A 12,365-nucleotide genomic window follows, 5' to 3' on the forward strand; every position below is an offset into this window, starting at 1 on the left:
CGCCGGACGGGCGAATACCCACCGTCCGAATTTCGGCTCGATTCCGAGGTGTCCCATGCGAACATCGCTGGTTCGTTCCTCCTTCTCGGCCCTGTCGGCGGCGTCGTGCATGCTGCTGGCAGCGCTGGTCGTGGCCGGTGCGCCGGCCCGTCCCGCGGCCGCCGAACCCGATCCCGCGCCGAGCCCGGCGGCGGGGCCGGTCCTGTTGACGCCGACGCCCGGGGTGGGCGAGAGAACGGCGCGGTCGTCGCCGAAGGTGATCGAGGCCATGCGGCGGGACATGCACCTGACCCGCGCCCAGGCGATCACCCGGCTCGGCCGCCAGCACGCGGCCGACGCCGTCGAGTCACGGGCCCGCCGCGCCGCCGGACGGTACTTCGCGGGCTCCTGGCTCAGTGCCGACGGCTCGGCGCTGATGGTCGCGGTCACCGACCAGCGCGTCGCCCCGGCCGTTCGCGCTGCGGGCGCCACCCCCACGCTGGTCGCCCACGCCCGCGGCGAGCTGGAGACGGCCCGGCTCAAGCTGCGCGCCCGCGCCGGTGAACTGCCCGGCAAGGCCGTGGACGGCTGGTACATCGACCCGGTGCGCAACCGGCTGGTGGTCTCGGCGGCGCCCGGTGCGCGGCGTGCGGCCGCCCGCTGGGTCGCCGACGCCGGCGTGTCCGCCGACCTGGTGGCCTATGAAAAGAGCCCAGGGCCAGCCAAGCTGACCGCCGACCTGGTCGGCGGCGACGGGTTCCGGAGCCGGCGCGGCGGCTGCACCGTGGGATTCGGCGTCCGGCCGCTCGTCGGCGGGCCCACCGGCTTCGTCACGGCGGGGCACTGCACCCTCGCCACCGACCTGATCACCATCGGGGGCCAGGCGGTCGGCAACACCGTCCGGTCCACCTTCCAGTCCTTCAACCCCATCAGCCCCAGGCGCCTACGGGACCAGGCATTCGTCCAGGTCGCCCCGATCCTCGGCGGGGTCGTCCCCCAGCCGCAACCGCTGGTGCGGACCAACGTCGGCAACATACCGGTCCTGGGATCACAGGCGGCCAGGGTCAATGACACGCTGTGCAGCTTCGGCAACACGTCCCAGTACCGCTGCGGGCCGCTGGTCAGAATCGACCGGGACCGACCCGCCGAGTTCGAGGGAGGCCCAGGCGACGTGGTCACCATCCGCAACCTCAACGACGTGCGCTTCTGCAGCGCCGCGGGCGACTCGGGCGGCCCGGTGTTCGACCCGATCACCGGTCAGGCGCAGGGCACCGTCTCGACCTCGGCCTGCGGTCAGCCGCCCCTCGACACCTCCGGCTATCAGCCCATCAACCAGACCCAGCTCGACCTCAACGTGCGGCTCCTGCTGTCCGGCCCAACCCCCTCCTTCCCCGCCCCGTTCATCACCGCGTTCGCCTGTGACACCGTAAGCGGGCCGCCCGGCCCCGAAGGGGAGCCGTATTCCTCCTTCTTCTGCGACCTGTACTGGGACGGCGGCACCGACCCCGACCAGGTCCAGGTGAGTACGAACGCGCTGTCGGCCACCCGGATCAACGACTACGACGAGAACCACGTCGGCATCAACGGCAAGTGCGGCCGCGACAAGGACGTCTTCGTCTCGGTGTCGGTCTTCGACGCCGAGGGACGGCGCGCGGACGCCAACGTCAACTCCTTCTGCCCTCGCTGAACCCGCCGGGCCCGTCTCCGGTCCACCGGGATCGGGGACGGGCCCCATTCGTCACCCCGATCGCGCGGCCCAGCGACCGCGAGGTCCCGGGGACCGGGGACGACTCGTCCTCGGCCGGGCCGAGATCCCGCGCGCCCCGCGCACCAGAGGGAGTGAACGGGCCGCCGGGTCGCGCGAGATCCCGGTCGGCTGAGGCCTTTCGCCCCTGGCGACGCCCGTGCCCGGTCAGGAACGTGGATGCCAGGAACCCCGCGAGAACGGGGACGCCGCGGAAGGAGCACACGCCATGGCTGGACTACCTGCGGAGCTGGCATCGCTGTACCGCGTCCGCAAGGGTGCGTTCGACATCGTGGACGTGCCCGAACTGGGTTATCTGATGATCGACGGCCGCGGGGCTCCGGGAGGCGAGGCGTTCGCGGCGGCCACCTCCATGCTGTACGCGGTGAGTTACGCCGTCCACTTCCGGCTGAGGAGGGAACGCGGCCAGGCGCCGGCGGTGATGCCGCTGGAGGCGCAGTGGTGGGTGGACGACCCCGGGCAGCTCGCTCTCCTGAAGGCCGTGACGCTGGGGCAGGCGTCCCTGGCCGATGCCGACCGTGACCGATGGCGCTGGCGGGCGGTGATCGTCCAGCCCGAGGGTGTCGGCGCGGACCTGGTCGCCGCGGCCGTCGGCCGGGTCAGGGCGCACACCGACCCGCACGCTCTGGACAGACTGCGGTTGGAACGCTGGGAGGAAGGCCGCTGCGCCCAGGTGCTGCACATCGGCCCCTACGCCGACGAAACGCCCTCGATCGCCCGTCTGCACGATGGCATCCGTTCCACCGGCCACCGGCCACCGGCCGAGAGGACTGCACCACGAGATCTATCTCAGCGACCCGCGCCGCAGCCCTCCGGAAAAGCTGCACACCATCCTGCGTCACCCCATCGAAGCCGTGGCTCCTTTGGCGACTACCCGCGCCTGATCGCCGAACGGAAATGCGCGCTTCTCCAGCCGGAACACCGTCGTCACGGTCGGGGTGGCTGAGGAGGAGTTCGAGGCCAGGTGACCACGCTGGTCGCGTAGCGCGTGCGTCAGATCGCCGACGCCGAGTCGGCGACGGTGGCGCTGATCGAAGAGGGCGGCGCGGAATTCATCGTGGAGGCCGCACGGCGCGGGCGGTGCCGGACGTAGGCGCTCATCGTGATGTGCCGCCTCACAAGGCCGTTCGCCTCGCGAATGTGCGATCGAGGCCGGTGATCCGAAGGATCTTGGCCAGCTGCGGACGGACACCGGCCAGCGTGATCCCGCCGCCGCGGCGGCGGGCGGCCCTCTCCGCCGCGACGAACGCCGCCAAGCCTCGGGCGTCGCAGAACGCCAGGGAGGAGACGTCGACGACGACGTCCGGGCCCCGCTCGTCGATCAGCCGGGTCAGTTCCCTACCGAAGTCGGCGGCGGACGCGAGGTCCAGCTCGCCGGAGGCGAACACGCGCGGTGGTCCACCCGTGCTCTTGACCACGGTTGCGAACTGCTCGGATTCGCCCTGCAGAATGGCGCCCATGACGGTTCCTCCCCGAGAGCCTTTCCCGTTACTCAGAGACTCTCTGGTCGCCCCGATGCCCCAGTAGGGACGTTCGTCCCCACCGTGACCCGCCAACGTCCATTAAGGACGCGTGTTCGGGCGTCCGGTCCACCTCACCGGCGGTGGTAGGTCAGGGCGCCGGGGAGGATCGGGAGCCAGAAGCTGAGGATCCGGTAGAGCAGGACGGTCACGAAGGCTTCGGTCGGTCCCGTCCCGAAGGTGACCAGCGCCAGAACCAGGACCGGTTCGACGATGCCCAGGCCGCCGGGGAGGGGGCCGAGGAGTCGCAGGGGGATCAGCAGCAGGTAGGCCGCGGCCAGGACGGTCGCGGAGACGGGAATGTCCGTCGCGCGGCACACGGCCAGGAAGGCCAGCACCGAGCAGGTGGTGACGGCGGAGCTGCCCCCGAGCAGTACGAGGAGGCGCGCGGGACGGTGCGGCCGCTGGGGCAGCCCGGTGGCGGCGGCGCGCAGCGGTGGGACGATCTCGCCCCGGCGGCGCCACAGCAGGACGGCGCCGAACGCCGCGATCGTCGAAACGACCATGATCAGCGGCCCGGCCCAGCCGGGCGGGTGTAGCGATCCCCAGCCCTGTGCCGTGGCCGAGAGCACGGCCAGCACCAGGGCCACCAGATGGACGAGTCCGCCGGTGAGCCTGGTGAGCGCGACGGTCGCGGCGGCCTCGGCCGGTCCGGCGCCGTGGTCGCGAAGGTACCGGCCGAGGACGGCGTCGCCGCCCCGTCCGGTCGGGTGCTGGCGGGAGACGTACGAGGCGGCGGCCTGGCGCGGGAGGGTCCGCCCGAAGGCCAGGTCGCGCGGGGAGGCGCCCATCAGGGAGAGGGCGCCTGCCGCGTAGGAGGCCGTCACCAGCAACGCCGCCGCGACAAGCCAGCGGACGTGGACGTGCGCGAGCACGGTCAGCGGGGAACGCGGACCGGTGATGCCGATCAGCGCGTGGTAGGTGACGTATCCGGCGACGACGAGGATCAACAGGAACCAGGGCCGGGACGGGAGCCGGGACAGCGGTCGCGGGGCGGCGCGGGTGGCGCCGACGCCGGTGAGCGCCTCGCGGAGTTCGTCCAGGAGATATGGACGGTCCCGGAGCGTCGTCCGTGTGGAGCGTGCCAGGGCGAGGGGCTGCAGGTAGGGCGCGGCGGCCTCGGTGGCGGGGAGGCCAAGCACGTCGAGGGCCGCTTGGACGGAGCGCCGCGCGCCGGTGACGAGGGCCGTGGAGACGAGGAGTTCGGCCACGTCCTGGGCCAGCCGCGCGTCCCCGGCGGCGTCCTCGGCGAAACCGAAGTCGGCCAGCACCGGGTTCCCGCCGGTGTCCACGAGGACGTTCGCGAGCCGCAGGTCGCGGTGGGCGATGCGCGCGGCGCGCAGCTTCGCGACCTCCGACCACAGGCGGCGCAGGCAGACGTCGTCGAGCGCGCGGGCCAGGTCCCCGTCGGTGTCGATCGCCTCCTCGGCGAGGAGCCACGTACCGGGACCGGCGGGGGCCACACCGATGAGGGCGGGAACGCGGGCGCCGGCGGCGGCCGCGCGCATGAGCATGTACGCCTCGTGCTCCACCTGCCGCTTCGGGCTCGCCATCGGCGTCTCGTCCTCGACCTCGCGGTAGAGCAGGAACCGGGCCGCCTTGAACAGCAGGTCCGCGTCGCGCTGGTCGCGGCCGAGGGCCTTGACGAAGGCGGCGCGGCCGTCGGCGGTGACGGCGGTGAAGGGGACCGAGCCGCGCGCGTCGGTGTCGAGCGGCCTCACGTCGGGCCCGTCCAGGCTGCAGCGGGCGAGCCCGGCGGCGACCTGAGCCGGTGCCGGGACGTGGTTCGGCGTCCCGCGCGCGAGGTGGACGGCACCGCCGACCGCCCAGCCGAGCGCCGCTCCGGCGACGACGTCGAGAGGGAAGTGGGCGCCGACGTAGACGCGGCTCACCGGCACCGCGAGCGCGACCGTCCACAGGACCCGGCGGACGGGGCGGGAGACGTGCGCGGCGGCGACGGTGGCCAGTGCGGCGGACACGGCGGCGTGGCCGGAGACGAATCCGAGCCCGCCCTCGTGCGCGCCGCGCAGCACGACCTCCGACAGCAGCGCGCCGGGCCGGCCGCGGTCGGCGAGGTCCTTGACCAGCTTGGCGAGCAGCCACGCCAGGGAACCGCCGAGCGTCAGATCGACGGCGAGCCGGACCCGGCGGACGGCCAGGGCCGCCGCCGCGGTCGCGGCGACCGCCCCGAGCGCGCCGGCCTGCATCACGATCTCGACCGGCCGGAACAGCCAGCCAGGCAGATCGTTGACGAGCCGGAACGCGTCGGCCTCCGGGCGCAGGAGGAAGCCGTCCGCGGCGAAGACGGCCAACGACAGGCAGACACCGAGCCCGACCGCGAGCCGGAGGACGTCGGCCGGATGCCGGGCCGTGGCCGGTGCCCTCGGCGGGAACACTGCGAACCGGCCCACCCGCGGGCGCGGTATCCGGAAGGATCGCGTCCCTTCCCGGCGGCCGGGAGAGGGGCCGGCGAGCATGGCCGCCGCGCGCGGGCCGAGGGCGCGCCGCGCCGCCGTCAGCGCCCGCGCGCGCGTCGTGACCGGCGCGGTCATGGCGAGCAGCCGGGCCGCGTCGTCGTCGAGCGGCGCCGGCGGCGTGTCGGTCTCCGCCCGTCCCCAGCCGACGATCCAGGGTTGTCCCCGCTCGTCGACCAGGACGTTCTCCGGCAGCAGGTCGCGGTGGGCGATGCGGTCGCGGCGCAGCGCCGCGCACTGCCGCCACAGGTCGTCGATCGTCTCCTCGGACGCCCCGTCGGCTTCGTCCAGCGGACGTCCGTCGACATGCTGCACGACCAGGGCCCAACTCCCCGGGGCGACTTCGGTCACGAACTGGACGGCCGGGACCCGCGCCCCCGCGCGCCGGGCCCGCATCAGCAGGTAGCCCTCATGCTCGGCCAGATGCTTGGCGGTGGCGAAGGGCGGCTCACCGGGCCTGCGCCGCCACAGGCGTCCGAGCCGGTGCAGCGTGTCCGCGTCGCGCTGGTCGCGGCCGATCACCTTCACGAACAGCCGTCCGGCGGGCGTGGTCACCGTGTACGGGACGGCGTGCCGCTGGTCGCCCGGCGTCCGGCGCGCGTCCGTCACCGTCAGCCCATGGCCGGCGAGCGCGTCTCGGACCGCCGCGAGCCGGGGCCGGTGCCCTGGCGTCCCGACGACGAGCAGCGCCGCGGCTCCGGCCGCCCAGCCCGCCGCCGCCCCGCCGAGCACGTCCACGGGGAAGTGCGCTCCGAGATAGACCTCCGCCACGCCGGCGGCGGCCGCCACGGCGAAGAGGACGCGCCGGTACGGACGGGGGAGGTAGGCGCCCGCGACCGTGACGAGGGCGGCGGCCACCGCCATGTGCCCGGCGACGAACCCGGTTCCCCACGCGGTGGCGTCAGCGCGGAGCGCGACATCGTCCAGCAGCGCCGCTGGACGCGGGCGTCGGGAGACGTCCGCGATGGCCTCGGCCGTGATCCACGCGAGCGCCCCGCTCCCGCCCAACGCTGCGGCGAGGCGGAATCTGCGGAGGAGGGCCGCGGCCAGCGCGGCGCAGGCGGTCGCGCCGATCCAGCCGACCTGCGTCAGCAGCCACATCGGCGGTTCGATCGCGTCGGGGAGGTCGTTCAGCAGCCGGAACAGATCGGCGTCCCAGCCGGGCACGCCCCGGCCCACCGCGCCCAGCACCGCCAGCGACCCCAGCGCGAGCGCCAGCCGGACGGCGTCCATCGGGTGGCGGAACGCGGCCTCGCGCGGCCGTGCGGCGGCGGCCGGGCGGACCCACCGCCACCACGGCCACAGGAGCCCGCCCGCGGGCAGGTAGAGCAGGTAGGTGAAGAACCGGAACAGCAGCACTCCCGCCGTGGCCGCGGGCAGGTCCGTCCCGGTGAGGTCGAGTCCTCCGATCAGCGCGAGTTCGAGCACGCCCGCGCTGCCCGGGGTGAGCGGGACGACGGTCACCTGCCGCGCGACCGTGTACACGGCGAACGCCTCCAGGACGCCCACCCGGGTGGCGCCCGCCACCTGGAGCGACACATACAGCACCGCGAACACGCAGAGGTGGTAGCCGACGGAGGACAGGGTCAGCGCGGGCCACCGGTCGCGGATCAGTTCGCGCGCCCCGGCCTGGAACCGCGCCACGTCGGCGGCGTGGTCGTCGATCTCGCGGTGCAGCAGCCGCGCGAGGGTCCGGGCGCCGCGGGCGCCGAGCGCCACGACGGCCGACGCCGCGCGATCGTGCCAGAGCATGGCGCCCGCCAGCGCGAGGAGCGCGGCGGCCAGGGCGAGCCCCAGGATCCCCGCCCCGCGCACCTGTGCGGGGGCGTCCGACGCCAGTGCGAGCAGGCCCAGCGCGAGCAGCGGCAGGGTGAGCCGGGTGAGGACGTTCCAGAGGCCGGTCACCAGCACCTGCAGGGCGATCGGGCCCGTCCGGAAACCGAGGTCGCGGCACATCGTGACGTTGAGCGCCGCCCCGGCGGCCCCGCCGCCCGGCAGGGCGTAGGAGAGCGCGGTGGTCACCACGTTGATGACCGAGGCCGGGGCGAGTCCCAGGCCCGGGAGCGCCGCGCTGAGGCAGGCGGCCGAGGCGAGCACCGACAGGGCGGTGAGTGCCGACAGCACGACCAGGTCGAGCGCGCTGACCCGCGTCCGCAGGATCTCGGCGACCCTTTCCAGGTCGACCAGATGGGGCAGTACCTTGCCGAAGATCGCGGTGACGATCAGCAAGGCGAGGACGCGGCCGGACCAGGTCCGGCCGCGTCCCCGGGCCTCGCCGCCGCCACGGGACGCCGGTGAGCCGACGGGTTCGCGCTCGACGGTGTGGCTCACCGGTGCGCTCCTTCCCGGGACGTTCGACCCGCGGCCCCGGGTCATTTCAGGGCGTCGAGGGTGGTGAAGGAGTAGCCGGCGTCGCGCAGGCCCTTGATGATCGCGGGGAGGGCGTCGGCGTCCAGGGTGGTGCGGTCGTCGGGGTTGGCGCCGACGTGCATGAGGACGATCATTCCGGGGCGGGCGGCGGCGAGCACGCGGGCGGTGACCTTGGCGGCGGTCTGGCCGCCGGAGGTGCCCTGCCAGCCGAGGGAGTCGACCGTCCAGCCGACCGGGACGTAGCCCAGACCGTTCAGGAGGGTGACGTCGGAGGCGGTGTAGGCGCCGTAGGGGAAGCGGAACAGCGCGCGCGGCTCGGCGCCGCCGGTGTTGAAGATCGCGGTGCGCGCGGCGGTGACCTGGGTCCGGGCGGTCGCGTCGCTGATCTTGGTGAAGTCGGGGTGGGTGTCGCTGTGGTTGCCGATCCGGAAGCCCGACCCGGCCAGCAGGTTGGTGTACACGGGGAATCCGCGGGTGAAGTCGCCGACCAGGAAGAAGGTGGCGGGCGCGTTCTCACGCTGGAGGGTGGCGCGGATCGAGGCGACGCCGGAGGCGTCCCAGGCGGCGTCGAAGGTCAGCGCGGCGACCTTGGCGGTGGTCGGGATCCGCGTGACGTTCCTGCCGCGCAGCGCGGACGGCACCCCGGGCGGCGGGCCGGGCGCCCAGGCGAGCCGGTCGGTCGTCCAGGTGGTGCCCGTGATGGTGCGGGTCCAGAACGCGCCGTCGCGGCCGCGTCCGACGGAGACGGTCCTGCCCCCGGCGAAGGACGCGCCGGGCCCGTCGACGTACAGGCCGCCCATGATCTGCCAGTCGCCCCAGGCGCCGGTGAACGCGCGGACGCGCAGCCGGTGGGTGGCGGCGTCGCGGACGAACACCCAGGTGCGGCCGGTGGCGGCGTCGGCGGCGATTCCGGGGACGCTGTAGGTGGTCTCGCCCAGGGACGTCCAGTCCGACCAGGCGGCGCCGGTACGGGTGCGGGTCCAGACGGCGTGGTCGCGGCCCGTGACGACGACGCGGACGGCGTCGGTCCCGGTGAGGGCCGCGGCGGGCGCGGTGTCGGCGGTCATGTCCAGGTCGGTCCAGCCGCTCCAGCCCGATCCGGGGGTGTAGGTCTTGGTCTTGAGCCGGTCGGCGGCGTCGCGTACGACCACCTCGACGCGCCCGTCGGGGTGTCCGACGGCGGCGGGCGCGGTGCTGACGACCAGGTCGTCGACCTTGGTCCAGGGCTGCCAGGCGCCGTTGAGGCGGATCCGCTCCCACAGGCGTCCGTCCGTTCCGCGGCCGTAGACGTGGGGGCTCCCGGCGGCGAACGTGACGGCCGGTCCGCCGACGAGGTGGCCGCTCAGGTCGAGGGGCGCCGACCAGGCGCCGTCGGTGAACCGGCGGTACAGCACGTTGGTGGTCGAGGCCCGGTAGGCCACGTCGAAGCCGTCGCCGTCGGGCCATCCGGCCACGCCGGGCGTGGAGGTGGGGACGTCCGCGGCCGCCGCGCGGGCCATGGAAACGGGAAGGCGTGCGGCCAGGGCGGGCGTCGTCACCAGGGTCGCCGGGAGGAGCACGGCCGCTGAGAGCGCTGTGATGCGTCGCATCGTCGTTCACCGTCCTTCGTGGGGGCCTTCAGCGTCCGCCGCCGCCGTTGGCCAGGGCAGCGGACGAACGTCCTCCACCATGCGCCGAAGGACTCGAACAATGCCGCCGGGGCTTCAGGGGAGGTCGAAGGCCAGCAGGACGTTTCCGCGCTCGCTCGGGTACATCGGCTCGTATCCCGTCTGGACGTAGAGCGTGCCGTGCGCGACCACCGCGCCGCCGTTGCCCGCGATCGAGCCGCCGCGCCCGGGTATCCCGTTGGCACCCGCGAAATCCCGGATGGTGTCGTATTCCCACAGCACCGCGCCGGTCCGCGCGGAGTACACCCGCATCTTGCCGTCGGTGCTGCCCTCGTAGACCAGCCCCGGACTCGACGTGACCGCCGGGGTGTGGGCCAGCACGCATTGCCCGGGATACTGCGCCGCGCCACCCCGGGTGCAGCCGTCAGCGGGGTTGGGCGTGGTCCACACCACCTTGCCGGTGGCCGGGTCCAGGGCGTTCAGGGTGCCGGGATCGGCGTAGTAGGTGGCCGCGTACAGGTGCGTGCCGTCGTAACTGGCGCCCCACTGGATGCCGGTGGCCCCGCCCAGCGGTGACGGGACCGACAGCTGCCGCCGCCAGCGCACCTCACCGGTCCGCGCGTCGAAGGCGTGGTAGACGCCGCTCTTCTGGCCGACCCCCACCAGCAGGCGTCCCCGCACCGGGAACAGGTTCGGCGTAGAGCCCAGGTCGAAGTCCAGTGCGGTGTTGTCCTTGAGACCGGGGCAGTACCCCGCACCATCGGGGACGTTGCACAGATCGCGCCAGCTGTCGGCGTCGGTGACCTGGCGCTTCCACCGCACCGCTCCGGAGGCCGCGTCCAGTGCGAACAGGGTGTCGAAGTCCCCGCCGTTCCCGGAGTAGTTCTGCCCGGTGCCGACGTAGAGCGTGCCGGTCGCCTCGTCGATGACCGGTGAGCCCCACACGCCCGCGCCGGAAGGCTCGTACCGCGTCGCGCCGCTGGGCCAGGTCCCCACCGGACGCGGTTTGGGAACCGTGTAACGGCGCCACACCAGCGCTCCGGTCGCGGCGTCGAGCGAGTCGATGTGCCCGCGGAAGGTGCAGCACGGGTAGTCCTTGCCGACACCGTGCTCGGCGCTGGACGCGCCGAGGTAGATCCTGCCCCGGTAGTACAGCGGCGAACTGGTATGCCAGCCGCGTGGATGGTCCTCGGTCTGCACCGCCCAGATCAGCCTTCCGGTGTGCTGATCCAGCGCGTACACATAGCCGCGGCTGTCGCCGAAGAAGACCTTGCCCTCGGCGACCGCCGCCCCGGTCGCGCCGTTGAACGCGACCCCGTCCATCGGGCTCGACCCCACCGAGCCCAGGTCGAACCGCCACTTAGGCTTCCCGGTCCTGGCGTCCACCGCGTAGAACATCCGGTCCGGACCGCCGAAGAACACGTCGTCGCCGACCACCGCGGGCTGGCTCTTCACCCACGCCCCGGTTTTCGGGTAGGCGAACGCCCATTTGAGCTTCAACCGCCCCACGGTGCCCGGGGTGATCCGGTGCTCAGCGCGGCTGAACCGCGATCCGGCGGGATCACCCTGCCAACTAGGCCAGTCGCCGCGCGCGACGCCGGCGTCCTCACCCGCCGCGGCGTCGGCCGTGCCGCCGAGCAGCGCCACAAGACAGCACAGGACCAGCAGACCACGTAAACGACGCACGGAAACCACCCCTAGATCGTGACATTTCCACCAGTCTGACAGCGGCACCGGATCACGTCGATCCGCCCCTGACACAAGATCCGCGACTTCACAAAAACCAGGCCCGGTGTCCGACCCGAGCGACGTGCAACCCTGCAGTTGGCAAGCGCGAGCCAGATGATCCGCCGCACGGCGCCGACCTCCCCAACGGAGCGATCCCGAGGCCCGGCCAGCCCAGCACGCGCTCAATTCCACACCGACGCCAAGGACACCCGGGAAGTTGAACGGATTCTCGGACGTCCCCCGAAACGCCGGAAGACAAGACACATCCGCATCAACCCGCCGACCATGCGGCGTTTGCGGGGCAAGCGCGCGGCCCCGAAGCGGGATCAGGGGCCGCAGAAGGAGATCACCGACGACCTGGGAGCCCTGCTGATCACAGAGCGGGCCTCCATGCTGACCGGCCGGGACGACGAATTGGCGAACAGCGGCCGCGTCGAACGGCAGCTCGATGTTGGACGATGCCGACGCTCACGAGCCATTGGCGCTGGTCGATGTCTCGGTGTCAACCATCCCGGACGTGCGGCCGGAGACACGCGCGAGAACGGTATGAAGCTCGATAGGGCTCGCTGATCGGCCGAGTCAGCCGGGCAGGCCGGAGGGTTCGGCGATGGCTGCGAGCCTTGTGGCGAGGATCTTCTCGCCGTCGAGCGTCTGTAGTTCCACCAGGCTTATCGCGTGGATGATGACGTCGACGATCTGGTTGCCGATGTCGTTCCAAGTGTGAGAGGCGCCTTTGCGGGGGGTTGTTCGCCATCGCGCCGTGGACGGCTTCGGCAACTCGTCGGTGAAGGCGCACATCCACAGTGTCCCTCTGGTCGTCGAAGAGTCGCCGCCTGGGTGGAGGGACTGTCCGGCACGCCGCCCACAGGTCGCTGCCGGAGTGGCCTCGGGTCCAGGGCGTGGCGGCAAGGACGCTCGCCTG

The 12,365-nt window shown here is 73.2% G+C and carries 7 protein-coding genes; 2 read left to right on the forward strand and 5 right to left on the reverse strand.

The window, feature by feature from the left end; genetic code table 11:
- The first annotated feature begins 55 nt into the window (after positions 1 to 55).
- Both ACH01S_RS15645 and ACH01S_RS15650 read left to right on the forward strand, forming a co-directional pair.
- The gene (locus ACH01S_RS15645; RefSeq protein ID WP_169809274.1) at positions 56 to 1,666 is read left to right on the forward strand and encodes a S1 family peptidase; all 1,611 of its coding nucleotides are present in this window, start codon (positions 56 to 58) and stop codon (positions 1,664 to 1,666) included.
- 286 nt (positions 1,667 to 1,952) lie between these two features.
- Positions 1,953 to 2,690 (forward strand): GyrI-like domain-containing protein, encoded by a 738-nt coding sequence (locus ACH01S_RS15650; RefSeq protein WP_148344810.1) that lies wholly within the window; start codon positions 1,953 to 1,955, stop codon positions 2,688 to 2,690.
- Positions 2,691 to 2,859: 169 nt separating this feature from the next.
- Here the strand turns inward: ACH01S_RS15650 and ACH01S_RS15655 are convergent, their stop codons facing one another.
- The 5 genes from ACH01S_RS15655 to ACH01S_RS15675 form a co-directional block, all read right to left on the reverse strand.
- Positions 2,860 to 3,204 (reverse strand): STAS domain-containing protein, encoded by a 345-nt coding sequence (locus ACH01S_RS15655; protein ID WP_083980731.1) that lies wholly within the window; start codon positions 3,202 to 3,204, stop codon positions 2,860 to 2,862.
- A 134-nt stretch (positions 3,205 to 3,338) separates the two neighbouring features.
- A complete protein-coding gene (locus ACH01S_RS15660) occupies positions 3,339 to 8,069 on the reverse strand; it encodes a lysylphosphatidylglycerol synthase domain-containing protein (RefSeq protein WP_067891568.1) in 4,731 nt (1,576 codons plus the stop codon).
- Positions 8,070 to 8,110: 41 nt separating this feature from the next.
- Positions 8,111 to 9,697 carry a polysaccharide deacetylase family protein gene (locus ACH01S_RS45350; protein WP_218010276.1) on the reverse strand — a complete coding sequence of 529 codons (1,587 nt, stop codon included), beginning with the start codon at positions 9,695 to 9,697 and terminating at the stop codon, positions 8,111 to 8,113.
- Between the two features lie 114 nt (positions 9,698 to 9,811).
- Positions 9,812 to 11,401: an outer membrane protein assembly factor BamB family protein gene (locus ACH01S_RS15670; RefSeq protein WP_218010277.1), complete on the reverse strand. Its 1,590-nt coding sequence runs from the start codon at positions 11,399 to 11,401 to the stop codon at positions 9,812 to 9,814.
- A 621-nt stretch (positions 11,402 to 12,022) separates the two neighbouring features.
- A complete protein-coding gene (locus ACH01S_RS15675) occupies positions 12,023 to 12,241 on the reverse strand; it encodes a hypothetical protein (RefSeq protein ID WP_067891575.1) in 219 nt (72 codons plus the stop codon).
- Positions 12,242 to 12,365: the final 124 nt, after the last annotated feature.

This window comes from Actinomadura chibensis NBRC 106107, assembly GCF_001552135.1.
GTDB classification, from domain to species: Bacteria; Actinomycetota; Actinomycetes; order Streptosporangiales; family Streptosporangiaceae; genus Spirillospora; species Spirillospora chibensis.

Excerpts from the sequence above, each read along its gene's own strand:
- ACH01S_RS15655 (WP_083980731.1), bottom strand. The coding sequence starts at position 3,204 with ATGGGCGCCATTCTGCAGGGCGAATCCGAGCAGTTCGCAACCGTGGTC.
- ACH01S_RS45350 (WP_218010276.1), bottom strand. The coding sequence starts at position 9,697 with ATGCGACGCATCACAGCGCTCTCAGCGGCCGTGCTCCTCCCGGCGACC.
- ACH01S_RS15645 (WP_169809274.1), top strand. The coding sequence starts at position 56 with ATGCGAACATCGCTGGTTCGTTCCTCCTTCTCGGCCCTGTCGGCGGCG.
- ACH01S_RS15650 (WP_148344810.1), top strand. The coding sequence starts at position 1,953 with ATGGCTGGACTACCTGCGGAGCTGGCATCGCTGTACCGCGTCCGCAAG.
- ACH01S_RS15675 (WP_067891575.1), bottom strand. The coding sequence starts at position 12,241 with ATGTGCGCCTTCACCGACGAGTTGCCGAAGCCGTCCACGGCGCGATGG.